The organism is Lysobacter sp. 22409 (genome assembly GCF_052045105.1).
Classification (GTDB): Bacteria; Pseudomonadota; Gammaproteobacteria; order Xanthomonadales; family Xanthomonadaceae; genus Lysobacter; species Lysobacter antibioticus_B.
In genome coordinates this window covers 1-21,943 of sequence record NZ_JBQEOE010000059.1, presented here as the reverse complement: position 1 = coordinate 21,943, position 21,943 = coordinate 1, and the positions used below count along the sequence as shown (strand labels likewise).

At 67.4% G+C, this 21,943-nt stretch carries 23 protein-coding genes; 4 read left to right on the top strand and 19 right to left on the bottom strand.

Annotation, left to right across the window (positions count from 1 at the left end; all coding sequences use genetic code 11):
• Positions 1-70: 70 nt before the first annotated feature.
• The 6 genes from ACTJJK_RS21410 to ACTJJK_RS21385 form a co-directional block, all read right to left on the bottom strand.
• Entirely contained in the window at positions 71-802 is a 732-nt protein-coding gene (locus tag ACTJJK_RS21410; protein ID WP_081931047.1) for a glycoside hydrolase family 25 protein, read from the bottom strand.
• 94 nt (positions 803-896) lie between these two features.
• Complete coding sequence (locus ACTJJK_RS21405) at positions 897-1,580, bottom strand: hypothetical protein (protein ID WP_440731207.1); 684 nt, start codon at positions 1,578-1,580, stop codon at positions 897-899.
• A 31-nt stretch (positions 1,581-1,611) separates the two neighbouring features.
• The gene (locus ACTJJK_RS21400) at positions 1,612-2,343 is read right to left on the bottom strand and encodes a hypothetical protein (protein ID WP_440731206.1); all 732 of its coding nucleotides are present in this window, start codon (positions 2,341-2,343) and stop codon (positions 1,612-1,614) included.
• Positions 2,340-3,317, bottom strand: a complete 978-nt coding sequence (locus ACTJJK_RS21395) for an alpha/beta fold hydrolase (RefSeq protein ID WP_223621715.1) — start codon at positions 3,315-3,317, stop codon at positions 2,340-2,342. Before ACTJJK_RS21395 ends, ACTJJK_RS21400 begins: the two co-directional genes overlap by 4 nt.
• A 10-nt stretch (positions 3,318-3,327) precedes the next feature.
• A complete protein-coding gene (locus tag ACTJJK_RS21390) occupies positions 3,328-5,289 on the bottom strand; it encodes a M1 family metallopeptidase (RefSeq protein WP_440731205.1) in 1,962 nt (653 codons plus the stop codon).
• A 35-nt stretch (positions 5,290-5,324) separates the two neighbouring features.
• Positions 5,325-5,528, bottom strand: coding sequence for a hypothetical protein (locus ACTJJK_RS21385; protein ID WP_440731204.1), 204 nt, complete (start codon positions 5,526-5,528; stop codon positions 5,325-5,327).
• Between ACTJJK_RS21385 and ACTJJK_RS21380 the strand changes: the two genes are divergently transcribed.
• Positions 5,527-6,267, top strand: a complete 741-nt coding sequence (locus tag ACTJJK_RS21380) for an SDR family NAD(P)-dependent oxidoreductase (protein ID WP_223621713.1) — start codon at positions 5,527-5,529, stop codon at positions 6,265-6,267. The genes ACTJJK_RS21385 and ACTJJK_RS21380 overlap by 2 nt on opposite strands.
• Positions 6,268-6,589: 322 nt before the next feature.
• Here ACTJJK_RS21380 and ubiE read toward each other — a convergent pair whose 3' ends face one another.
• Positions 6,590-7,351 carry a bifunctional demethylmenaquinone methyltransferase/2-methoxy-6-polyprenyl-1,4-benzoquinol methylase UbiE gene (ubiE, locus tag ACTJJK_RS21375; RefSeq protein WP_031372828.1) on the bottom strand — a complete coding sequence of 254 codons (762 nt, stop codon included), beginning with the start codon at positions 7,349-7,351 and terminating at the stop codon, positions 6,590-6,592.
• Between the two features lie 165 nt (positions 7,352-7,516).
• Here ubiE and ACTJJK_RS21370 point away from each other — a divergent pair, with 165 nt between their 5' ends.
• The 3 genes from ACTJJK_RS21370 (at position 7,517) to ACTJJK_RS21360 (ending at position 9,084) form a co-directional block, all read left to right on the top strand.
• Positions 7,517-7,984 carry a GNAT family N-acetyltransferase gene (locus tag ACTJJK_RS21370; RefSeq protein ID WP_031372829.1) on the top strand — a complete coding sequence of 156 codons (468 nt, stop codon included), beginning with the start codon at positions 7,517-7,519 and terminating at the stop codon, positions 7,982-7,984.
• A gap of 90 nt (positions 7,985-8,074) precedes the next feature.
• Complete coding sequence (locus ACTJJK_RS21365; protein ID WP_031372830.1) at positions 8,075-8,530, top strand: nucleoside deaminase; 456 nt, start codon at positions 8,075-8,077, stop codon at positions 8,528-8,530.
• Between the two features lie 83 nt (positions 8,531-8,613).
• On the top strand, positions 8,614-9,084 hold the full coding sequence (locus tag ACTJJK_RS21360) for a GNAT family N-acetyltransferase (RefSeq protein WP_031372831.1): 471 nt from the start codon (positions 8,614-8,616) through the stop codon (positions 9,082-9,084).
• Here ACTJJK_RS21360 and ACTJJK_RS21355 read toward each other — a convergent pair whose 3' ends face one another.
• The 12 genes from ACTJJK_RS21355 to ACTJJK_RS21300 form a co-directional block, all read right to left on the bottom strand.
• Positions 9,085-9,549, bottom strand: coding sequence for a DUF2269 family protein (locus ACTJJK_RS21355; protein ID WP_057916683.1), 465 nt, complete (start codon positions 9,547-9,549; stop codon positions 9,085-9,087).
• A 2-nt stretch (positions 9,550-9,551) separates the two neighbouring features.
• Positions 9,552-10,883, bottom strand: a complete 1,332-nt coding sequence (locus ACTJJK_RS21350) for an NAD-dependent epimerase/dehydratase family protein (protein ID WP_440731203.1) — start codon at positions 10,881-10,883, stop codon at positions 9,552-9,554.
• Positions 10,884-10,993: 110 nt separating this feature from the next.
• A complete protein-coding gene (gene hslU, locus ACTJJK_RS21345; protein WP_051885159.1) occupies positions 10,994-12,340 on the bottom strand; it encodes an ATP-dependent protease ATPase subunit HslU in 1,347 nt (448 codons plus the stop codon).
• A 138-nt stretch (positions 12,341-12,478) separates the two neighbouring features.
• Entirely contained in the window at positions 12,479-13,030 is a 552-nt protein-coding gene (gene hslV / locus ACTJJK_RS21340) for an ATP-dependent protease subunit HslV (RefSeq protein ID WP_031372835.1), read from the bottom strand.
• A 91-nt stretch (positions 13,031-13,121) separates the two neighbouring features.
• Positions 13,122-13,655, bottom strand: a complete 534-nt coding sequence (locus ACTJJK_RS21335; protein WP_440731202.1) for a hypothetical protein — start codon at positions 13,653-13,655, stop codon at positions 13,122-13,124.
• A 304-nt stretch (positions 13,656-13,959) separates the two neighbouring features.
• Positions 13,960-14,850, bottom strand: coding sequence for a tyrosine recombinase XerC (xerC, locus tag ACTJJK_RS21330; RefSeq protein ID WP_408952398.1), 891 nt, complete (start codon positions 14,848-14,850; stop codon positions 13,960-13,962).
• A gap of 48 nt (positions 14,851-14,898) precedes the next feature.
• A complete protein-coding gene (locus ACTJJK_RS21325; RefSeq protein WP_440731201.1) occupies positions 14,899-15,585 on the bottom strand; it encodes a DUF484 family protein in 687 nt (228 codons plus the stop codon).
• Positions 15,582-16,466, bottom strand: coding sequence for a diaminopimelate epimerase (gene dapF, locus ACTJJK_RS21320; protein WP_031372839.1), 885 nt, complete (start codon positions 16,464-16,466; stop codon positions 15,582-15,584). Before dapF ends, ACTJJK_RS21325 begins: the two co-directional genes overlap by 4 nt.
• Positions 16,459-16,794 (bottom strand): LPS translocon maturation chaperone LptM, encoded by a 336-nt coding sequence (lptM, locus tag ACTJJK_RS21315; protein ID WP_036149072.1) that lies wholly within the window; start codon positions 16,792-16,794, stop codon positions 16,459-16,461. The genes dapF and lptM overlap by 8 nt, the downstream gene beginning before the upstream one ends.
• A gap of 97 nt (positions 16,795-16,891) precedes the next feature.
• Positions 16,892-17,356, bottom strand: coding sequence for a YbaN family protein (locus ACTJJK_RS21310; RefSeq protein WP_440731200.1), 465 nt, complete (start codon positions 17,354-17,356; stop codon positions 16,892-16,894).
• A gap of 135 nt (positions 17,357-17,491) precedes the next feature.
• The gene (locus tag ACTJJK_RS21305) at positions 17,492-19,654 is read right to left on the bottom strand and encodes a S9 family peptidase (RefSeq protein WP_440731199.1); all 2,163 of its coding nucleotides are present in this window, start codon (positions 19,652-19,654) and stop codon (positions 17,492-17,494) included.
• Positions 19,655-19,785: 131 nt separating this feature from the next.
• A complete protein-coding gene (locus ACTJJK_RS21300) occupies positions 19,786-21,906 on the bottom strand; it encodes a prolyl oligopeptidase family serine peptidase (RefSeq protein WP_031372843.1) in 2,121 nt (706 codons plus the stop codon).
• Positions 21,907-21,943 lie beyond the last annotated feature (37 nt).

Sequence of the window (21,943 nt, the reverse complement as noted above, 5' to 3'; positions counted from 1 at the left end):
AGCCGCGACACGCCACCGCAACAACGACGCAACCGCGATGTCGCGATTGCGACTCGCGCCGCTCCTACCCTTAAGGCGGCGGCGCGATGGACTCGCCGCGCCAACGCTCGAACGCGGCCGCATCGCCGGCATACACGTTCAGATCCACCGGCCCGACGATGCCGTCGACACGGGCGCGATTGTGGTACTGCCACAGCGCCCAGGCCGCGCGCGTATCCGGCGCACGCACGATCGAACGCCGCCACAGCGCGCGTGCCGGCAGCGACTCGCGATAGGCCTCGAAGAATTCCGGAGTTACGTACAGCAGCGCCGGTTTCGCATAGGCGCTTTCGACCGCAGCGAGGAAGGCATCGAGCTCGACCCGCATCTCCGCGCCATCGGGGCGCGCGCCGCAGTTGCCGCCGAATTCCAGGTCGACTGCGGGCGGCAGGGCATCGGCCTCGACCGGCACGGCCGCGATGAAGTTGCGGGCCTGCTCGGCGCCGCTGCGGCAAAAGGTGAAGAAATGATAGGCACCGGTCGCGATCCCCGCCGCCCGCGCGCCACGCCAATTCTCGGCGAACAAGCGGTCGCGATGGTCGCCGCCTTCGCTGGCCTTGAGGTAGGCGAAAGCGACATCGTCGCTGGCTACCGCCGCCCAATCGATCGCGGCCTGATGATGCGACACATCGATGCCGCGCAGCGCATAGCGCTCGCGATCGGGCTGCCAGTGCAGGAAACCCCACCATGCCGCTGCGGCAGCCGCAGCGGTGAGCAAAATCAACGCGGCCAGCCAGGCCAGCAGCTTCTTCAAGCGCGTCATGCGCATGGCGGCGATGAGCGCATCGATCCGTTCTTGTCCATCAACTTTTCCATTCGTCTTCCATGTCGATCCCGCTTTGCGAATAGCGCACTGTTCAGTGGTCCGGCTTCGCCGCCAGCGCGATGCCGGTGCGAGTCAGGATCGCATCCAGCGCGCGTTCTTCGCCCATCGCGTAGGTCTGTCCCCGATCGTGCAGATCATCGTCGATAACCACCGCGACCTGGCCGCAGCCGTAGCACAGCAGCACGTCGTAGTGCTTTCCAGCGCTGATGAAGCTGACCGCATGGCGGTACTCCGGGATGCACGCGGCGGCGTAATCGGGCACCTGCCCCAGGGATTCGCGCAAGGCCTTGTGTACTTCCGGCAGGTCCGCCGCCTTCACGGATGTCTGCCCCAGCACGCGATTGTGGTGATAGCAGCGCTCATGCTTGCACCATTCGCGCTCGCTGCGCTGCCACTGTTCGTCTTCGCGCCGGGAGCGTTCGGCTTGTGGCAGCTCTTGCCATGCCGACGGCGACTCCGGCGGTTGCCAGGGCTGCAGCGAATACAGGGTGACATCCTGCGCACGATCCAGCGCCGCCAACGCCCGGGCACGCGGGCTGCCCGACTCGGGCGGACTCAATTCGACCTTGAAATCGTCGTTCGCTACGGTGTCCATCGTGGCCTTATCGCCGAATACGGAGACCGAGGCCAGCAGCGCCAGCGGCAGCAACAGCGCGGCGGCCAGTACGACGGCGATCTTGCGATACGAAACCATGCTCTCGTCCTTGTGAATCACACCGCGACCGACCGGCCGGCCGGCAACGCGCCTACTTCCAGCCCGGCAACTTGTCCTGCTTCAATCCGCCCACGTCGAAGCTCGCCGTGCGGGTGCCGCCGGCCTTGACCGGGAATTCGATGGTCAGTTCCTTCGCCTCGCCGACGCCGCGCCACAGCGCGCGCTCGTCTTCGACGAACATGGCGATGGCTTCGTCGGTCTTGGGGCGGCTGCCGGCCATGACCTTGGTTTTGCCGTCGAAGCCGATCTTGAGCTTGCAGCCGCCATAGCAGTTGAAGTCGCCGACCTGCAGCACGAGGTAGCTGCTGCGGCCCCAGTCGGGGTGGTCGCGGAAGATCAGCTGCACCGGGCGCGGCGTCTTGCCGTCGGTCTCGACATTGGCACGGGCGTAGATCGAGGCCGACAACTGCGTACCGGCCTTGCCCTTCGCGGTCTTCACCGGCGTGCTCATGTACGACCACAGCGATTCGACGCGGCGCTGCTCGCGCACTTCCTTGGCCTTGGCCTGCGCTTCTTCGTACAGGGGACGCACGCGGTCGGCGGTCGGCGTGCCCGGGTATTTCGAGGTCACTATCTCGCCGTGGGCCGCGGCCATTTCCCAGTTTTTCTGCCCGTAGGCGCTGTCGAATTCCTTGGCGGCGGTGGCGGCAGCCTGTTCCTGCTGCGCGGCCTTGGCGGCTTCGGCGAACTTCGGGTCGGGCTGTTTGCAGGCGGCCAGCGCGATCGCGGCGGCGAGCAGGATGGTGGCGTTGCGCAGTGTCATCGCGGCGTTCCCTTGGCTATCAGTTGATCCACGGCCTCGGCGACGGCGTCGGGCTGTTCCATCACCGACATGTGGCCGCAACCGTCCAGCAGCACCCGCTGCGCTTGCGGCAGACGCACCGCGAACAGCTCCAGGGCGCTGGCATCGATGACCGCATCCTGGCGGCACCATAGCAGCAGCGCGGGCTGGCCGATGCGCTCGGCCTCGTCGCCGGGCAGGAAGCGCTCGTCGCCGCGGCCGATCTTGTCGAGCACGGATTGCTCGAACCCCGCCTCGCGCTTGCGCCGCTCGATGTAGATGCCGTCGGCCGGCCACGGAATGACCGGCTTGGCGCGCTCGTCGTAGAACAGGATGTCGAGGTAGTGCTTGAGGCTGGCGGCATCGCTGACCGCGAACGGGTTCTTGCCCTCGAGCACTTCGCGGCCGAACACGTTGTCCTTGAAGCGCACGCCGGCCGAGTTGAACAGGGCCACGCGATCGACGTCGCGGGGATGGCGCGCGGCAGTCAATGCGGCAATGCCGCCGCCCATCGAATGACCGAGCAGCACGACCGGGCTGCCTGGCTTGCGCGCAACCTGCTCGATGAAGCGCGCGACGCGGTCGTTCTGGGCGACGAAACCGTAATCGGCGCCGCGCTTGCGCTCGCTCTCGCCCCAGCCCGGCAGGTCGGGCACGAACACGCGATAGCGGCCGCGCAGCCGCTGCGCCAGCAGGTACCAGTTTTCCTTGCCGCCGGTGAAGCCGTGCACCATGACCACGGTCGGCGCGTTCGCCGGCGCTTCGTCGTTGTAGGCGTAGACCCAGCGGTGATCGTCGACCTGCGCGGCATTGCGGCCCAGCCCGGCAACAAGGCGCTGGCGCGCGTAATCGCCGAGCACCACACGATAGGGATCGCGCCACAGCCACCACAGCAGCGCGCACAGCAAGACGGCCGCCACCAGGGCGACCGTCTTGAGCAGGCGACGCAGGGTCATGCGCTCGCGCTTACTTGGCCGCGGCCTGCGGCGCGGACTTGGCCTTGGCGATCACCGCCTCGACCGAAGCGGTCGTGATCGGGTGATAGCCGGGCTTGGCCTTGGCGAAAGTGTCCTCGGCCAGCTTCAGGCCTTCCGGCGTTTTCACCAGTTCGCCGTAGGTCGGCATGATCAGCTTGCGGCGGCCGATCTTCTGCAGGAACGCGGCGATGGCCTGGTCGGCCTGGCGATAGCCGCTGCGCACCGTCAACGGATACCAGCGCTGGGCGATCTCGCCGTTCGGCGTGCCGGTGAAGCGATAGGCGGCATCGAGCGCGCTGAGCTGCTCGACCTTGAGCGTTTCCGGCATGCCCTCGATGAAGTGCACCCATTCCTGCGTGCTCCACTTCGCGGTCAGGGCCTTGTCCGGCAGCGTGCCGGCATCGGTCCAGGCCTTGCGCGCGGCGTCGACCGCGTCGAAGCGCGGCGACTGCGTGGCCGGCGCCGACTTCGGGATGCCCGGGCCGTAGATCCATTCCTCCAGCTCGGCCTCGCTGACCTTGCCCGGATGCTTGGCGAGCAGGTTGGCCTTGGCGTATTCGACGAACTTGGTGGTCGGGATGCTCTGGAACGCGAAGTGGTCGAAGTAGCTGCGCAGGAAGGGATCGAACACCTCGCGGCCGTAACGCTGTTCGAGGAACTGCAGGAACCAGGCGCCCTTGGTGTAGACGGTGGCGCTGCTGGCCTCGTCCGGGTCCTTCAACGTACCCGGCTTCAGCGCCAGCGCCTGCAGCTTGGGATCGATGGTCTTGAACTCGGCGGCGAGTTCGTTGCGGCCGATCACGTTCTCCATGTCGGAACGCTCCTTGCCGTACAGCGCCTCGACGATGCGGTTTTCGACGTAGCTGGTGAAGCCTTCGTTGAGCCAGCCGTCCTTGCTGCTGGAGAAGGTCACCAGGTTGCCGGACCAGCTGTGCGCGAGCTCGTGCGCAACCAGCGACACCAGCGACTTGTCGCCCACGATCACGGTCGGGGTGGCGAAGGTCAGGCGCGGATTTTCCATGCCGCCGTACGGGAACGACGGCGGCAGCACCAGGATGTCGTAGCGCTCCCAACGGTAGGGGCCGTACAACTGCTCGGTGGTCTCCATCATCTTTTCGGTGTCGGCGAACTCGGTCGCGGCCTTCTTCACCATCGAAGGCTCGGCCCACACGCCGGCGCGGTTGGAGATCGGCTGGAACACCAGGTCGCCGGCCGCGATCGCAAGCAGGTACGACGGAATCTTCTGCGGCATTTTGAAGCTGTAGTCGCCGTCGCGTGCCGCCTTGGGATCGTTGTCGGCGCTCATCAGCACCATCGCGTCCTTCGGCCCGGTGACGTGGGCGGTGTAGGTGAAGCGCACGCTCGGCGTGTCCTGCAGCGGCACCCACGAACGTGCGTGGATCTGCTGCGACTGGCTGAACATGAAGGGCGTCTTCTTGCCCTCGGTCATCGACGGCTCCAGCCACTGCAGGCCCGAGGCGTTCGGCGAGGTGACGTAGCTGACGCGCACGCGCTTGCTGCGCTCCGGCACCTCGATGGTGAGCTTGCTGCCGAGGGTCTTATCGGCATCGGCCAGGGCGAACTTGAGGTCGACCCACTTGCCGTCGGCGCGCTCGCCGACGACTTTTTCGATCGTCAGGTCGCGGCTGTCGAGGACGAGCTGGTTGGCCTTGGGATCGGCCCAGTCGAGGGTGTAGGTGGCGCTGCCGGTGAGGGTCTTGCTGGCGAAGTCGACCGCGAGCTGCAAGGCCAGATCGTCGATGCGGACCAGGTCGGGCTGGGCGTAGGAATGCTCGTCGCGGTCGGCCGCGGCAGCGGTGTCGTTCACTTTGGCCTCCGGCGTCGCCGCGGGCGGGGTGGAGTCGGCGGCGGGGGTCGCGGCATCGCGCGAGCAGCCGGCGGCGGCGGTCAGGGCCGCGACAAGGCAAACGGTCAGGATCGAAGAACGCATGAAAGGTCCACGGACGACGGGTCGAGCGCCCGAGTTTAGCGCCTCGCCCGCGGCCCGGCATGGTGCAGCGCGTCGCCGCGCTTGGCGGTTGGCGGTGCCGCGACCGGCCGCAGCGGCGCAACGCTGCTTTCCGCGACCGGGTGCACGCAACGATGCTTCCCATCGCCGCCGTAGGCGCGCGCGGGGCCGCCTGCCACGATCGGCGCCATTCCCTCCCCTTCTTCAAGGAACACCGACATGACGCTTCTCGCAGGCAAAGTAGCCCTGGTCACCGGCGGCAGCCGCGGCATCGGCGCAGCCATCGCACGCCGCCTCGCCGCCGACGGCGCCGACGTGGTGTTGACCTATGCGCGCGCCGCCGAGCAGGCCCAGGCGGTCGTCGCCGAGATCCAGGCCGGCGGCCGCCGCGCCCTGGCCATCGCCGCCGACAGCGCCGACCCGCAGGCGGTGACCGCCGCGGTCGAGCGCACCGTCGCCGAATTCGGCCGTCTCGACATCGTCGTCAACAACGCCGGCGTGTTCGCCTACGGCCCGTTCGAGGACGAGAGCGCCGAATCCTACGAGCGGGTCATGGCGATCCACGTGCGTGCGCCGTTCGTGGCCGCGCAGGCCGCCTCCAAACACCTGCCGCGCGGCGGCCGCATCATCACCATCGGCAGTTGCCTGGGCGAACGCGTCGGCGCGCCGAACATGACCCTGTACTCGATGAGCAAGGCCGCGGTGATCGGCTTGAGCAAGGGCCTGGCGCAGGACCTCGGCGCGCGCGGCATCACCGTCAACGTGGTCCAGCCGGGCCCGGTCGACACCGACATGAACCCGGCCGACGGCGAAGGCGCCGACGCGCAGCGCGCCGGCCTGCCGCTCGGCGAATACGGCCGCCCCGAAGATGTCGCCGCGACCGTCGCTCACCTGGCCGGCCCCGGCGGCAACTTCATCACCGGCACGGCGATTTCGGTGGATGGCGGGTTTTCGGCTTGAGGTTGGATAGAGGCTCGAGGTTCCGGCCATCCTCCGGACGACGGTGAGCCTCGTTTCCAAGCAGCTACACCGAAGACTTCAGAACGCCGTTGCGGTGTAGCCCTGGGTCCCCGCCTGCGCGGGGACGACGGTTGGTGGGTTGCGCCTCGCCCTGCAGGTAGGTTGCGCCGTGCCCTGTCAGCCGTCATCTCCGCGAAGGCGGAGATCCAGAGACTTCAGCGCCATGCATCGATAAACCCCCGCGAAAGCGGAAGCGCCAATAAAAACGCCGGGAGTTTCGTCCCGGCCTTTTTCGTTACTCACGCTGCGCCGAGCGCTCGCCTCAGACCTTGTAACCGGTATGGATGGCGCAGATGCCGGCGCTGAGGTTCTTGTAGTCGACGCGGGCGAAGCCGGCTTCGACCATCATTTTCTTGAGCTCGTCCTGCGGCGGGTGCTTGCGGATGCTCTCGGCCAGATAGCGGTAGCTCTCGCTGTCGTTGGCGAACAGCTTGCCGAGTTTCGGCAGCACGTTGAACGAATGGAAATCGTAGATCGGCTTGAACCAGTCGGCCTTCACTTCCGAAAACTCGAGCACGCGCGCCTGGCCGCCGACCTTGAGCACGCGCAACATCTCGCGCAATGCCGCATCCTTGTCGGTGACGTTACGCAGGCCGAAGGCGATGGTGACCAGGTCGAAGCTCGCATCCGGGAACGGCAGCGACTCGGCATTGCACTGCACGTACTCGAAACCGGAGATGCGGCCCTGGTCGGTCATGCGGTCGCGGCCGACCCGCAGCATCTCGCGGTTGATGTCGCCGAGCACGATGGTGCCGCTGTCGCCGACGCGGTCGCGCAGCAATGCGGCGATGTCGCCGGTGCCGCCGGCCAGGTCGAGCACGCGGTCGCCGCGGCGGACCTGCGCGGTCGCGGTGAAATAGCGCTTCCAGACCCGATGGATGCCCAGGCTCATCAGGTCGTTCATCAGGTCGTAGCTGCCGGCGACCGAGGAAAACACCTCGCCGACCAGCTTGCGCTTCTCGCCCTTGGGGACGTCGCGGAAACCGAAGTGGGTGGTGTCGGGCTTGGGGGTCTGTTCGCTCATGCCGGGATTATCGCACGCCCGCCGGCCGGGCTCGGTTGCGGAACCGGCCTGCACGGTCGCGTCGGCCCGGCCCGCCAAAGGCCCGGCAAGGCTTCCACTCGGGCCTGAGACGAACGACCAGCCCGCCCCGCCCCACGCCCCACCGGGCTCTGCCAGAATCCGGCCATGAACACCCTGAGCTGGCATGCCAAACCCTTCCGCGAGCTGAGCGCCGACGAGCTCTACGAGCTGCTGCGCCTGCGCTCGGAGGTGTTCGTGGTCGAGCAGAACTGCGTCTATCTCGATCCCGACGGCAAGGATCGCGATCCGGACGCAATCCACCTGTTCGGCCGCTTGGCCGACGGCACGCTCGCCGCCTACCTGCGCATCCTGCCGGCCGGGCTGAGCTATCCGCAGGTCAGCTTCGGCCGCGTTCTCACCGCACCCGCGCACCGCGGCCAGGGCCATGGCGGGCCGATGATCGAGGCCGCGCTGATCGAAATCGAACGGCGCTGGCCCGGGGCCGACGTGCAGATCGGCGCGCAGGCGCATCTGCAGGGCTATTACGGCCGCTACGGATTCGAGCCCTCGTCCGAGCCCTATGTCGAAGACGGCATCCCGCACATCGATCTGCTGCGGCGCGGGCGGGACTGAGCGCTCCGCGCGCAGGGCGAATCGAAGGCAGCGGGCTCGACCGCGCCGCGCCGCCGCGCCAGACTGGGCGCCATCGAACCGGAGCCTTTCATGATCGCCACGCCCGACTACCGCGCCCTGCTCAAGACCGCCGTCGCCGAAGCCCGCCAGGGCCTGGCCGAAGGCGGCATCCCGATAGGCGCGGCGCTTTACCACAACGACGGCCGCCTGCTCGGCTGCGGCCACAACCGTCGCATCCAGGAAAACGACCCTTCCGTGCACGGCGAGACCGACGCTTTCCGCAAGGCCGGCCGCCAACGCCGTTACCGCGACACCATCATGGTCACCACCCTGGCGCCGTGCTGGTACTGCAGCGGCCTGGTGCGCCAGTTCAACATCGGCACCGTCGTGGTCGGCGAGTCGGTGAACTTCAGCGGCGGCGTCGATTGGCTGCGCGAGAACGGCGTCAACGTGATCGACCTGGCCGACCCGGAATGCATCGAGATGCTCGGCGGCTACATCGCCGCAAACCCGGACGTGTGGAACGAAGACATCGGCGAGGACTGAGTCGCGCGCAGCGTGTGCGGCCGTTCGCGTTGCCGCACACGGCCCCGTGCAAGCCCGCGGCGACGGGTGCAGAATCCTTCGCAATGCGCCTACCGCCGACCGACGCCAGCATCCGTCCTTACCTGCTGAGCGATTGGCCGCGCCTGTGCGCAATCCACGACCGCGCGCGCCTGGACGAACTGCGGCTCAGCGCCGATGTCGCCGCCTTTCGCAGCCTGGCGCGCACCGCGCACAGCGAGGGCCTGTTCGACGGCCGTCTCGACGTCGCCTCGATCGACACCGTCGTGCAGGGCTTCGTCGCCTACAAACGCAATTCCTTGAATTGGCTGTACGTGCACCCGGACTGCTACGGCCGCGGCGTCGGCCGCCGCCTGTTGCGGCACGCGCTGGCCGATGCCGGGCCGGTGGTGACCACGCTGGCGCTGGCCGGCAACGAACCGGCCCTGCAGTTATACCGCTCGGAAGGTTTCGTCGAGATCGAACGCCGCCCCGGCTGGCTCGCCGGCAGCGAACAGTTCCCTACCGTGGGCGTGCTGCTCGAATTGCGCCGCTGATCAAACCGGTTTCATCACCATCAGCCAGAAGATCGCCATGACGCTGAGGAAGGCCGGCCAGCCGAGCCAGAACCACCAACGCATGGTGCGCCGATAGGCCGCCGACAGGGGCGCGCCGAGCGCCGCGGCTTCGGCCGCCAGACGCCGTGCCCGCGCCTGCAGCCACAGCACCGGCAACCAGCAGGCGCCGACCACGAAGAACAACAGCAACGCGGTCTTGAGCCAGAACACCGAGAACGGGATGCCGAGCCGCCAGGTCAGCCACATGCCGCTGACGAACTGCACGATCACCGCCGGCGCGGTGAAGCAGGCATCGGCGATCACCACCGTGCGCGCGGTCTCGGCGATCACCTTGGGGTCGCCGCGCCGATGCGCGATCCAGAAGAAAAACGCGATGCCCAGGCCGGTGCCGAACAACAGGGTCGACGACAGGATGTGAATCCACTTCACCCACAGATAATCCATGCTTACCTCCTATCCGCCAGCACCCAGGCCACCGCGAGCGCCGGCAACACGAGCAGATTCTTCGCCAGCCCGCCGAGCGGGTCCAGCCATTGCGCCGGCAGCAGCACGCCGAACGCGAGCGTGTAGGCGAGCACGCTGAGTCCCATCAGCCCGAGCACCGGACGCGGGCGCCAATCGATCAGCAACAGCAAGGCGAGCACCGCATCCAGAGAGGCGGTCGCGCGTGCCAACAGCACCGGCTGCCAGGCCTGCATCGGCGAACCCGCGGCCAGCGCTTCGATCGTCGCCGCCGGGGTCAGCCATCCGGCCAACGCCGAAATCAGCCACAAGGCGACGATGGCGATGCGCAGGGTCGGCGCGAGGAAGTACAGCTGCGCCTGCCAACGGTCCTGGACCTGGCTCGGCGTCGCCGCAAGCGCCGTCTGCAGATCGCGCGGCACGTGGCCGAACTCGGCCTGCAGGCGCGCGGGCGCATCGGGGCCGGTGACGTTGCCGCGCCGGAGCATGCGCCACATGGTTTCGCCGACCGGGCCGCGGCCGAGCCGCTCGCCGACCCCGACCTGCAGCGACACCAGCGCTTCCGGCACCGCGATCGCGGCCTCGCCGTCGATGCGCAGCCAGCGCCGCCAGGTCGCCTGGTACTCGCGCAGCGTCATCGGCTGCGGCGCGCCGATTTCGAAGATGCCGCGCTGCTCGCCTGCGGTGGCGAGCGCGGCGATGGTGCCGAGGTCTTCGGCCGACACCGGCTGGATCGCCCAGCGTCCGTCGCCGGGCAACAGATGCCAGCCCGGAAACGCCGCCAGCGCGCGCAGCAACGAAGTGCCGCCGTAGGAACCGGACGCGGCGTAGACGATCGACGGCCGCAGCACTACCGCACACAGCGGCAGGGCGAGCAAGGCCTCGTCGAAGCGGTGCTTGGAGGCAATGAAGGCGCCGTCCTCGGGCTCGCCGAGGGCGGAGATCTGTACGAAGCGGGCGACACCGGCGGACACGCAGGCCTGGGCGAGCGCGAGCGGCCCATCGACGTGGATGGCCTGGAAGGTTTGGACGCCGGTCTCGCGCAGGATGCCGGCAACGTTGATCACCGCATCGACCCCGCGCAAGGTGTCGCGCCAGGCTTCGGGTGTGGTCATCCGGGCCAAGTCGGCCTCGCGCTCGTCGGCGCGCGGCGCGCGGTCGCTCGCACGCACACCACGCACCACCCGCCATCCGCGCTGGCGCAGCGAGGCGATGATGTAGCCGGCGAGAAACCCGTTGGCGCCGAGCACCAGGGCGGTGCCTGGGTTAATGGCGCGCGATGCCTCGGTCCCTGATGCGGGTGCGATGTCGTCCATGGGGCGACACGTTAGCAGAGCGTGCGGGGCGACGAAGGGGCTGGATCGCGACGCGTCCGTCGGCCCTCACCCCACCCCCTCTCCCGTTAACGGGAGAGGGGCTAAGAGCTTCAGAGAATGTAACGGCTCAGATCCGGGTCCTGCACCAACTCGCCCAGGTGCTGATCGACGTAGGCGCGGTCGATGCTCACCGCCTGGCCGTCGCGATCCGGCGCCTCGAAGCTCAGGGTATCGAGCAAGCGTTCGAGCACGGTATGCAGACGACGCGCGCCGATGTTTTCCTGGCGTTCGTTGACCTGCGCGGCGATCTCGGCCAGGCGATCCACCGCATCGGCGGTGAACTGCAGCTCCACGCCTTCGGTCTTGAGCAGTTCGATGTACTGCGTGGTCAGCGAGGCCTTGGGTTCGGTGAGGATGCGGACGAAATCGTCCTTACTCAGCGCGCCGAGTTCGACCCGGATCGGGAAGCGGCCCTGCAGCTCCGGAATCAGGTCGCTCGGCTTGGCCAGATGGAACGCGCCCGAGGCGATGAACAGGATGTGGTCGGTCTTGACCGAGCCGTACTTGGTGCTCACCGTCGAACCCTCGACCAGCGGCAGCAGGTCGCGCTGCACGCCTTCGCGGCTAACGTCGCCGCCACTCATGCCGGCTTCGCTGCGCTTGGCGACCTTGTCGATCTCGTCGATGAAGACGATGCCGTGCTGTTCGCAGGCTTCGATCGCGGCGGCGCGCACATCGTCTTCGTTGACCAGCTTGGCCGCTTCCTCTTCGATCAACTGCGGACGCGCGGCCTTGATCGTCAGATGCTTCTTGTGGGTCTTGCCGCCGGACACCTGCGAGAACATCTGCCGCAGCTGCTGGCCCATTTCTTCCATGCCCGGGGGCGCCATGATGTCGACACCCACGTTGACCGCGGTTTCGATCTCGATCTCGCGCTCGTCGAGTTCGCCGGCACGCAGTTGCTTGCGCAACTTGGCGCGGGTATCGCTGTCGGGCGAGCTGGTGTCCTGCGCCGGCGTTTCCGAACCGAAGCCGAAACCGCCCGGCACGCGCTTGGGCAGCAGCGCATCGAGGATGCGGTCTTCGGCGCGGTCTTCGGCCTGAGTGCGCACGCGCACCTTGGCTTGTTCGCGGTACAGCTTGACCGCGGTGTCGGCGAGGTCGCGAACGATCTGCTCGACGTCCTTGCCGACATAGCCGACCTCGGTGAAGCGGGTGGCCTCGACCTTGACGAACGGCGCGTTCGCGAGCGTCGCCAGACGGCGCGCGATCTCGGTCTTGCCGACGCCGGTGGGGCCGATCATGAGGATGTTCTTGGGCATGACCTCATTGCGCAGATCGTCGTTGAGCTGCATGCGGCGCCAACGATTGCGCAACGCGATCGCGACCGCGCGCTTGGCTGCGTGCTGACCGATGATGTGACGGTCGAGCTCCTGCACGATTTCGCGCGGCGTCATGGTGGCGTGACTGTTGTCGGGTTTCATAGAAAGAAGAAGTGAGATGAGAGGAGTGAGGAGTGAGCGGACATGCTGCGAATGGAAGAGATAATGAAGGAAGCCGGTTTTTACTCGCTCCTCACTTCTCCCCACTCACTTCTAAAGCTCTTCGACCACCACATTGCGATTGGTGTAGATGCACACGTCGCCGGCGATGTTGATCGCCTCGGTGGCGATGGTGCGGGCGTCGAGTTGGGTGTGCGCGATCAGAGCGCGCGCAGCCGACAGTGCGTACATGCCGCCGGAGCCGATCGCGATGATCCCGTCTTCGGGCTCGATGACGTCGCCGGTGCCGCTGATGATCAGCGAGGTTTCTTTATCGGCCACCGCGAGCAGCGCTTCTAGCTTGCCGAGGCGGCGCTCGGTGCGCCAATCCTTGGCCAATTCGACCGCGGCACGGGTCAGTTGCCCGTGCTTTTCGAGCTTGGCTTCGAACAGTTCGAACAAGGTGAACGCATCGGCGGCGGCACCGGCGAAACCGGCGAGCACCTGGCCATCGCGGCCGAGGCGGCGCACCTTGCGCGCGTTTGATTTCATGACGGTGTGACCGAGCGTCACCTGACCGTCGCCGGCCACGGCGACGCGACCGTCGCGGCGTACCGAGACGATGGTGGTGGCGTGAAAAACAGTGGGGTTCTGACTGGGGTCCATGCTGGCCTCCGGGGTAACCCTCACGAAGTGGGGCTGCGGCCGGCCGGTTCAAGTCCCAGACCGGGAGCGGCGGCGCCGCTCCCGGTTGCATTCACTCAGCGTAATCCCGCTCCCGGCACTCAGATGGGCCACCGGACTCGACTTCGTAATCGAACCAGAAATAGCCATGCCACAGACGCGCGCTGCGCAGCGGCTTGCCCTTCCAGGCTGTGAGGTGAATGCCCTCCATGCTGTTGCAGGCGCGCAGGGAGCCCGGGGCAGCGGCATCGAAAGCGACCATGCCGCTCCACGAACCCTCCTGCCACGATGCCTTGTCCAGACGCACGGCGTAGGCCTTTGCCGCTGGCTCGTCGGGATCTACCGACGCGCTCGTCAGCGACTTGCATGGTTTGGACAAGGCCGAGACCACCTGACCCCGCAACGGCGGCGATGCGTCGTAACCGGGCTGCGGAGTGACGATGGTTATCGGCAGCGGAAAGCGGGTGATCTTGCGATGGGTCAAAACGCAGCCGACCTTTTCGCGGCCGCCGGCCAAGCCGTAACTTTCGCGGGCGGGCGCCTGCTTCGCCGCCGGCGCGCTCGCCGCGGCGCCCATCGCCAGAAAAACTGCCAGTACTGTCTGCATACACCGTTCCTTGGTTGGTTCTAGAGGAGCGCGATATTAGTGCCATGGCAGAAGCCTTCCGGTGCGGCGTTATGGCGAATCGGTCACGCTTGCACACATGCTGCGAGATGTGGTGCAAGGCTCGGCCAGCGCGAAGCCAAGAGCCAATCCCCCCTGCCCCCTTTTCCAAAGGGGGGACTCTTCGGGTCGGCTCATTACGAATTCTCGCTGGTTCTTCCTGGCCAGTAAGGCGAGCGAATCGGGATGCGCCGACGAAGCGGCGGCTTCATCCGCTCGCTCTTCACTCTCATCTCACTCTTCCCACTCACTTCTCGCGATCGGGCTTACGCTTGGCCCGCGGATGCGCGGCGTCGTAGACCTTGGCCAGGTGCTGGAAATCCAGGTGGGTATAGATCTGGGTGGTGGCGATGTCGGCGTGGCCGAGCAGCTCCTGCACGCCGCGCAGGTCGCCCGAGGATTCGAGGATGTGGCTGGCGAAGGAATGCCGCAGCAGATGCGGATGCACGCGTTTGAACAAGCCCTGGCGTTGCGCCAGTTGACGGATGCGCAACTGGATCGCGCGCGGGGTGATCGGGCCGCCGCCGCGCCCCGGAAATACTTGTGCTTCGTTCGCCGCGCCGGTCGATGCACGCCATTCCTGCAAGGCCGCGCGCGCGTGCGAGCCCAGCGGCACGCTGCGTTGCTTGCTGCCCTTGCCGAGCACGGTCACCAAGCCGTCGTCGAGATCGAGATCGCGCCAACGCAAAGCGCACAACTCGCTCAAGCGCAGGCCGGAGGAATAGAACAACTCGAGCACGGCGCGATCGCGCAGCCCCAGCGGCACATCGGTCGGCACTTCGACCAAGGCCTTGGCTTCGTCCGGGTCGAGCACCTGCGGCAGTTTGCGCGGCGACTTCGGCGCACGGATCGCCGCCGCCGGACTGGCCATGAGCACGCCTTGCTTGACCTGCCAAGCGTAGAAGCTACGGCATGCCGACAAACGACGTTGCAGGCTCTTGGGGGTCAGGCCGCGCCGATGCTCGGCGGCGATGAACGCGCGCAGGTCTTCCGCATTCAGCCGCAGCGGATCGCCGCGGCCGTGGTGTTCGCACCATTGCGTCAAGGCGTCGAGATCGCGTCGATAGGCGTCGAGGGTGTGCGCCGACATGCGGCGCTCGACGCGCAGATGATCGAGGAAGGCGTTGGTCGTGCTCATGACGAAACCGCTGCGGCGTGTCGGCGCGGATCGCGCCGCGCGCTCGGCTCAGTCGAAACGCCTGAGCGCGACCGCCAGCGACTCGCCCATCATGCGCAGGAACAAGGTACCCATGCCGGGGAAGAAGCGGTTCGCGTCGCGGCTGCCGACCGCGATCAGGCCGGTGCCCGGCAGCGGCAACAAGGCGGTCGACTGCACTTCCTCGGCGCGCTCGCCGTACAGCACGACGTGTTTCTCGGGCTGCAGGCGGCCGCACAGCGGTTCGCCGTCGCTCAGGGCGTCGCGGAACGGCTGCAGGCGCGCATCGCCTTCGGCGATGATCTGCAGCCAGTCGCTGTCGCCGAGGCCTTCGACCGGTTTGAACACGACCAGGCGCACCAGGTCGCCGTTGAAATCCTCGGCCAGACTCGCCGCCATCGCGCGCAAGGTGTCGGCGGCGCTGCTCTGGCGCAGCAGCGCCAAGGTCAACTGATGGGTGCGCACCGCCAGGCGTTCGTTCTCCTGGGCGTTGCCGAACAGCTCCTGCAGGCGCCGCGACAGTTCGCGGTTCTTGTCGCGCAGCACTTCCAGCTGGTAGCTCGCCAGCGACGCCGCCGAGCCTTCCTCGCGCGGCACCACCAGGCTCATCGACAGGTCGGGAAACTGCTGCAGGAACCGCGGATGACGACGCAGCCAGTTGGCGACTTCGTGGGCGCTGAACTTGTCGCTCGTTTGCTCGCTGAACTTGTCGGTCATCGGTTCCACTCTCCTTCGAACACGAAAGCCGCCGGGCCCGCCATCGACAGCGTCGCCGCGTCGTCGGGCCAGGCGATGCGCAATTCGCCGCCGGGCAGCCGCACGGCGACGTCGCGGTCGACCAGGCCGCGTCGGATCAACACCGCTACCGCGGCGCAGGCGCCGCTGCCGCAGGCCAGGGTCTCGCCGACGCCGCGCTCGTACACGCGCAGGCGGATGCGATCGCGGGCGATCACCTGGGCGAAGCCGACGTTGGCCGATTCCGGAAACGCATTGCTCGACTGCAACAGCGGGGCGATGCTGTCGAGCGGCGCGGCCTCGACGTCGTCGACCTCGATCACCGCATGCGGATTGCCCATCGACACCGCGCCGAAACCGATCACGGTGTCGTGGATGTCGACCACGTATTGATCCTGGTAGGCCGTGTAGCCGCGCATCGGGATGCGCGCGGGCTCGAAATCGGGGCGCCCCATGTCGATGCGGTAACCGCCGTCGCCGAGCGTCCACACCGCATGGCGGCCGGCCGGGCTGTCGACGGCGAAACTGCCGTCCTCGGCGCGGGCTCGTGCGGCGGCGCCGTCGCGGACCAGCCAGGCGGCGATGCAGCGCGCGCCGTTGCCGCATTGCTGCGAGCCCGAACCGTCGGCGTTCCAGATCCGGTAGGACGCGACCGCGCCCTCGCTGAGCGGGTCTTCGACGGTCAGGATCTGGTCGCAACCGACGCCGAAGTGGCGGTCGGCCAAGGCGCGGCACAGTTCAGCGTCGGGTTCGGGCGCGCCGCCGCGCAGATCGAGCACGACGAAGTCGTTGCCGGCGCCGTGCATCTTGCTGAAGCGCAGCGGCGCGGCCTGCCCGGCCACGGCGGTCGCGGACTCAGCCATCGCCCTGCGGCACCGGCTCGACAGGCTTGGCGTCGTCCTTGCCGTCGCCGTCCTTGTCTTGCGTGTCCGCATCCTTCGCGCCTTCGGCGGCCGGCTGCGAGCCGTCCAGCGGCGGCAGGGTCGGCAGCGAGGTCTTGGCGTTCGGGTCGGTCGCGACCGGCGGATTATTGGCGGTGGAGATGGTCACCGGCACTTCGCCCGGCTTGGCCACGGGCGCTTCCTGCGGCGCGGGCTCGGTCGGCAGGACCAGCGGGCCCTTGTTGCCGCAAGCGGTCAGGGCGAGGGTCAGCGCGGTCAAAACGAGAGGCGTTGCGATGCGTGCATTCATGGGCGAAGTGTAGCCCGCAGCCGGCGTCGAAACGAACCCGTCCGGGACGGCGGGGCGCGGCGCGGGTTCAGGCGGGCCGGGGCCGGCGCCGCTGCGCTCAGGCCCGTGGCGGTTCGGGCCGCCGCCACAACCAGATCGCGACGACGGTCATGATTGCGGTGCCGGTCATCGCCATCCACAGCTTCGGCGAAGTCAGGAACATGATCACCGCACAGACCGACATCATCGACACCGCCAGCCACTTGGAGCGCCGACTGACCGCGCCGTGCTTTTCCCAGTCGCGGATGATCGGCCCGAACTGGCGGTGGCCGAGCAACCAGGCATGCAGTCGCTCGGAGCCGCGCCCCGCGGCGAAGGCCGACAACAGCACGAACGGCACGGTCGGCAGGCCCGGCACGACGATGCCGATCACGCCCAGGGCCAGGCTGGCATAGGCGAGCAGCTTCCAGGCCCAACGGAACCGCCCCTTGCGGGCCTTCGACGATGGGGCCCTGCCCTCGACCGCATCCGCGGCGGGCGCGGTCGGCGGCTCGGGGTCGGCAGGCGGTGGCGGAAACGGCATGGCGGAAGTATGCGGCGGTCGCAGGGGCTGTGGTCGAAATGCGGGTGCGGCCCTGGCTTTCAATCCGCTCCGCCGCAAACGACGACGGCACCGGGGCGGGCGCCGCCGGTGCCGTCGAACGGGGACCGCGGGCACTTACTTCAGCGTGGGCCCGCTAACCTGCAGTTGGTCGAGCATGAACGCGTACATCTCCGACTGTTCGCGGAAGCGACGGAAACGGCCCGACTTGCCGCCGTGGCCGGCCTCCATGTTGGTACGGAACAGCAACGGCTGCTTGCCGTCGCTCTTGTCGGACCGCTGGATATCGCGCAGACGGGCGACGTACTTGGCCGGCTCCCAGTACTGCACCTGCGAATCCCACAGGCCGGTGCCGACGAACATCGCCGGATAGGCCTGGGCCTTGAGGTTGTCGTAGGGCGAATAGCTGAGCATGTAGTCGTAGTAATCCTTCTTCTCAGGATTACCCCACTCGTCGTACTCGTTGGTGGTCAGCGGGATGCTCGGATCGAGCATGGTGGTCACCACGTCGACGAACGGCACCTGCGACAGGATCACCCGGTACTGCTGCGGCGCCATGTTGGCGATCGCGCCCATCAACAGGCCGCCGGCGCTGCCGCCGTAGGCCGCGACGCGGTCGGGCGCGGCGTAGCCGGCCTTGACCAGTTCGGCGCTGACGTCGATGAAGTCGGTGAAGGTGTTCTTCTTGTTGAACAGCTTGCCGTCGTCGTACCACTTGCGGCCCAGTTCCTGGCCGCCGCGGATGTGGGCGATCGCATAGACCATTCCGCGGTCGAGCAGGCTCACCACGGTGCTGTTGAAGCCCGGGTCGGTCGAGGAACCGTAGCTGCCGTAGGCGTACTGCAGCATCGCCGCCTTGCCGTTCTTCTCGAAGCCCTTCTTGTAGACCAGCGACACCGGCACCTTGACGCCGTCGCGCGCGGTCGCCCAGAAGCGCTCGGTCACGTACTTGTCGGGGTCGTAGCCGATCACCGGCTGCTGCTTGAGCAGCTTGCGCTCGCCGGTTTGAGTGTTGAGCTCATAGGTCGTCGCCGGCGTGGTCATCGAGGTGTAGGTGTAGCGCAGCCACGGCGTGTCGTGCTCGGAGTTGGTCGCCAGGCCCATCGAGAACGCGGGCTCGTCGGCCTTGACGAATTCCTCCTTGCCGTCCTTGCCGATCAGGCGCAGGCGTTCGAGCGCATTGGAACGCTCGGCGACCGCGGTGAAGCCGTCGAACAGCTCGAAACCTTCGATGAAGACGTCGTCGCGGTGCGCCACCCAGTCCTGCCATTGTTTGCGCGAGCGGGCATCGTCGGCGGCGGTCACCAGGCGGAAGTTCGGCGCCGGCTTGCCGTCGGCGCCGGGCGCGTTGGTGCGGATCACCCAGCGGCCGTCGAGGTGGTCGGCGTCGTACTCGACGTCGCGCTCGCGCGGCGCCAGCACCACGAACTCCTTCGGATCGGCGGCCGGCGCGCAACGGGCCTCGCTCGACACGGTGCTGTGCAGGCTGATGCAGATGTAGGCATCGTCGCGGCTGCGGCCGATGCCCATGTAGAAGCTGTCGTCTTTTTCTTCGTAGACCAGCACGTCGGCCGAGGCCGGCGTGCCGAGCACATGCTTCTTGACCCGCACGGTCAACAGGGTCTCGGGGTCGTTCTCGACGTAGAACAGGGTCTTGTTGTCGTCGGCCCAGACCAGGTTCGGCGAAACGTCGTCGATGACGTCGGGATAAATCTCGCCGGTCTCCAGGTTCTTGAAGCGGATCTTGTACTGGCGGCGGCCGACGGCGTCGTCGGCCCAGGCCAGGATCCGGTTGTCCTGGCTGACCTCGAAGTCGCCGACGTTGAAGTACTGCTTGTCCTTGGCCATCGCGTTGACGTCGAGCAGGATCTCCTCGGCGCCGTCCATGCTGCCCTTGCGCCGGGCCTGGATCGGATAGTCCTGGCCGGTCTCGAAGCGGGTGTAGTACCAGTAGCCGCGCTCGCGGTACGGCACCGAGCTGTCGTCCTGCTTGATGCGGCCGACGATCTCGTTGTACAGCGTGTCCTCGAGCGGCTTGAGCGGCGCCATGGCCGCATCTACATAGGCGTTCTCGGCCTTGAGATAGGCCAGCATCTCGGGGTTCTTGCGCTTGTCGTCGCGCAACCAGTAGTACTCGTCGCTGCGCTGGGCGCCGTGCGGGGCCTTGACCTCGTGCGGCTTCTTGGCGGCGTCGGGCGGCGTGGGCAGGCCGGCTGCGGTGGCGGAAAGGGTCGTGGTCATCAGGAGCGTCGCCGCAAGCGTGAGAAAGGTCGGTTTCATATTGGGTCCGATATCGGGATGCGCAACCGCGGGGCGGTGAGGATTCAGCCAGCCCAGTCGGGCAGGGCCGGGGCGCAGACGACGACGGGCGCCTGGGCGCCCGTCGGTTCACGCATCGGCCGGCCGGCCCGTCACTTGGCCAGCTGTTCCCACAGGAAGGTGAAGGCCAGCGCGTTCATGTGCGCCTGCTGGGCGTTGTTGGCCGCGCCGCCGTGTCCGCCTTCGATGTTCTCGTAGTAGCGCACGTTCTTGCCGGCATCGAGCATCTTCGCCGCCATCTTGCGCGCATGGCCCGGATGGACGCGGTCGTCCTTGGTCGAGGTCATGAAGATCACCGGCGGGTACTCGCGCTTGGCATCGAACAGGTGGTACGGCGAGAAGCCCTGGATGAACGACCAATCGGCGGTGTCCGGATCGCCGTACTCGGCCATCCACGAGGCGCCGGCCAGCAGGTGGCTGTAGCGCTTCATGTCGAGCAGCGGCACCTGCACCACCACCGCACCGAACAGGTCCGGGTACTGGGTCAGCATGTTGCCGGTGAGCAGGCCGCCGTTGCTGCCGCCCTGCACGCCCAGGTGCGGGGTGCTGGTGATCTTGCGCGCGATCAGGTCCTGGCCGACCGCTGCGAAATCCTCATAGGCCTTGTGACGGTTGGCCTTGAGCGCGGCCTGGTGCCAGCGCGGGCCGTACTCGCCGCCGCCGCGGATGTTGGCGACCGCATACACGCCGCCCTTCTCGAGCCAGCCCTTGCCGATGCCGCCGGAATAGCTCGGAGTCAGCGAGATTTCGAAGCCACCGTAGCCGTACAGCAGAGTCGGCGCGCTGCCGTCGAGCTTGAGATCCTTCGGCCGCACCAGGAAGTACGGCACGCGGGTGCCGTCCTTGCTCTTGGCGAAGTGCTGTTCGATCACGTTCTTGGACGCGTCGAAGAAAGTCGGCATGGTCTTCAGCACGTCCGGTGCCTTGGCGTTCTTGCCGACTTCGCCCATCGCCAGGGTGCTGGGGGTCAGGTAGTCGCTGGCGCTCAGCCAGACCGCGTCGCTTTCGTCGGAGTCGACCGCGCCGACCATGACCGTGCCGAACGTCGGCGCGCCGGCCAGGGCCTCGCGCTTCCACTCGCCCTCGCCCGGGGTCAGCACGCTGAGCTTGTACTTGACGTCGTCGAGCACGTTGAGGATCAGGTGATTGCGCGTCCACACCGCGTTCGCCAGCGAGGTGGTCTCGGTCGGCGCGAACAAGGTGGTGAAGTCGCGCTTGCCGGCCTGGAAGTCGTCGAACTTGATCGCGATCAGGCTGCCGGAGGCGTACTTCTTGCCGCCGGCTTCATAGGGATCGCGCAGCTCGGCGATCAGCCATTCGCGATGGACGTACTTGTTGGCCGAGTTCGGCAGGTCGATCTTGCTCAGCTTGCCGTCGGCGCCGCGCAGGTACAGCTCGTCGTTATAGAAAGCGAGCGTGCGCTGGACGAAGTCGCGCTCGAAGCCCGGGGTGTGGTCGTGCATGGCGCCGATCATCATGTCGGTCGGCTTGCCCTCGTAGACCAGGCTGGCCGAGGCCATCGGCGTGCCGCGCTTCCACAGCTTGACCACGCGCGCATAGCCCGAGGTGGTCATCGAGCCGGGGCCGAAATCGGTGGCGACGTAGACGTGGTCGCGGTCGATCCAGTTCAGGCTGCCCTTGGCCTCGGGGCGGACGAAGCCGTCCTTGACCCAGGCCTTGGTGGTCAGGTCGAACTCGCGGGTGACGTCGGCATCGGAGCCGCCGCGCGACAGCGCGACCAGGCAGCGCTGATAGTCCGGACGCAGGCAGTCGGCGCCGTGCCAGACCCACTGTTCGTTCTCTTCGCGGTTGAGCGCGTCGAGGTCGATCACGGTCTCCCACTTGGGCTGGTCCTTGCGGTACTCCTCGAGCGTGGTGCGGCGCCACAGGCCACGCTGGTGCTGCGCGTCCTTCCAGAAGTTGTAGTAGTAGGCGCCGATTTTCTCGACACCGGGGATCTTGGCGTTGGAATCGAGGATCGCCCGGATGTCGGACTCGAGCTGCTTGAACTGCGGCGTCGCGGCGAGTTCGGCCTCGGTCTTGGCGTTGCGCGCCTGGACCCATTCGAGCGAGCGCTTGCCCTCGACCTCTTCGAGCCAAGCGTAGGAATCGTTCATGGCGGCCTCCTTGGCGGGTGCGGCACCAGAGGCCGAGGCGGCGGCGATACCTGCTGCGAACAACAGGGATTGACAGGTCTGCGACATCGAGGACATGGCTCATCCGGTGCAAAGGAAGGCCGCCACGCTAGCA

Excerpts from the sequence above, each read along its gene's own strand:
- ACTJJK_RS21410 (WP_081931047.1), bottom strand. The coding sequence starts at position 802 with ATGACGCGCTTGAAGAAGCTGCTGGCCTGGCTGGCCGCGTTGATTTTG.
- ACTJJK_RS21400 (WP_440731206.1), bottom strand. The coding sequence starts at position 2,343 with ATGACACTGCGCAACGCCACCATCCTGCTCGCCGCCGCGATCGCGCTG.
- ACTJJK_RS21395 (WP_223621715.1), bottom strand. The coding sequence starts at position 3,317 with ATGACCCTGCGTCGCCTGCTCAAGACGGTCGCCCTGGTGGCGGCCGTC.
- ACTJJK_RS21390 (WP_440731205.1), bottom strand. The coding sequence starts at position 5,289 with ATGCGTTCTTCGATCCTGACCGTTTGCCTTGTCGCGGCCCTGACCGCC.
- ACTJJK_RS21380 (WP_223621713.1), top strand. The coding sequence starts at position 5,527 with ATGACGCTTCTCGCAGGCAAAGTAGCCCTGGTCACCGGCGGCAGCCGC.
- ACTJJK_RS21385 (WP_440731204.1), bottom strand. The coding sequence starts at position 5,528 with ATGTCGGTGTTCCTTGAAGAAGGGGAGGGAATGGCGCCGATCGTGGCA.
- ubiE (WP_031372828.1), bottom strand. The coding sequence starts at position 7,351 with ATGAGCGAACAGACCCCCAAGCCCGACACCACCCACTTCGGTTTCCGC.
- ACTJJK_RS21370 (WP_031372829.1), top strand. The coding sequence starts at position 7,517 with ATGAACACCCTGAGCTGGCATGCCAAACCCTTCCGCGAGCTGAGCGCC.
- ACTJJK_RS21365 (WP_031372830.1), top strand. The coding sequence starts at position 8,075 with ATGATCGCCACGCCCGACTACCGCGCCCTGCTCAAGACCGCCGTCGCC.
- ACTJJK_RS21360 (WP_031372831.1), top strand. The coding sequence starts at position 8,614 with ATGCGCCTACCGCCGACCGACGCCAGCATCCGTCCTTACCTGCTGAGC.
- ACTJJK_RS21355 (WP_057916683.1), bottom strand. The coding sequence starts at position 9,549 with ATGGATTATCTGTGGGTGAAGTGGATTCACATCCTGTCGTCGACCCTG.
- ACTJJK_RS21350 (WP_440731203.1), bottom strand. The coding sequence starts at position 10,883 with ATGGACGACATCGCACCCGCATCAGGGACCGAGGCATCGCGCGCCATT.
- hslU (WP_051885159.1), bottom strand. The coding sequence starts at position 12,340 with ATGACGCCGCGCGAAATCGTGCAGGAGCTCGACCGTCACATCATCGGT.
- hslV (WP_031372835.1), bottom strand. The coding sequence starts at position 13,030 with ATGGACCCCAGTCAGAACCCCACTGTTTTTCACGCCACCACCATCGTC.
- ACTJJK_RS21335 (WP_440731202.1), bottom strand. The coding sequence starts at position 13,655 with ATGCAGACAGTACTGGCAGTTTTTCTGGCGATGGGCGCCGCGGCGAGC.
- xerC (WP_408952398.1), bottom strand. The coding sequence starts at position 14,850 with ATGAGCACGACCAACGCCTTCCTCGATCATCTGCGCGTCGAGCGCCGC.
- ACTJJK_RS21325 (WP_440731201.1), bottom strand. The coding sequence starts at position 15,585 with ATGACCGACAAGTTCAGCGAGCAAACGAGCGACAAGTTCAGCGCCCAC.
- dapF (WP_031372839.1), bottom strand. The coding sequence starts at position 16,466 with ATGGCTGAGTCCGCGACCGCCGTGGCCGGGCAGGCCGCGCCGCTGCGC.
- lptM (WP_036149072.1), bottom strand. The coding sequence starts at position 16,794 with ATGAATGCACGCATCGCAACGCCTCTCGTTTTGACCGCGCTGACCCTC.
- ACTJJK_RS21310 (WP_440731200.1), bottom strand. The coding sequence starts at position 17,356 with ATGCCGTTTCCGCCACCGCCTGCCGACCCCGAGCCGCCGACCGCGCCC.
- ACTJJK_RS21305 (WP_440731199.1), bottom strand. The coding sequence starts at position 19,654 with ATGAAACCGACCTTTCTCACGCTTGCGGCGACGCTCCTGATGACCACG.
- ACTJJK_RS21300 (WP_031372843.1), bottom strand. The coding sequence starts at position 21,906 with ATGTCCTCGATGTCGCAGACCTGTCAATCCCTGTTGTTCGCAGCAGGT.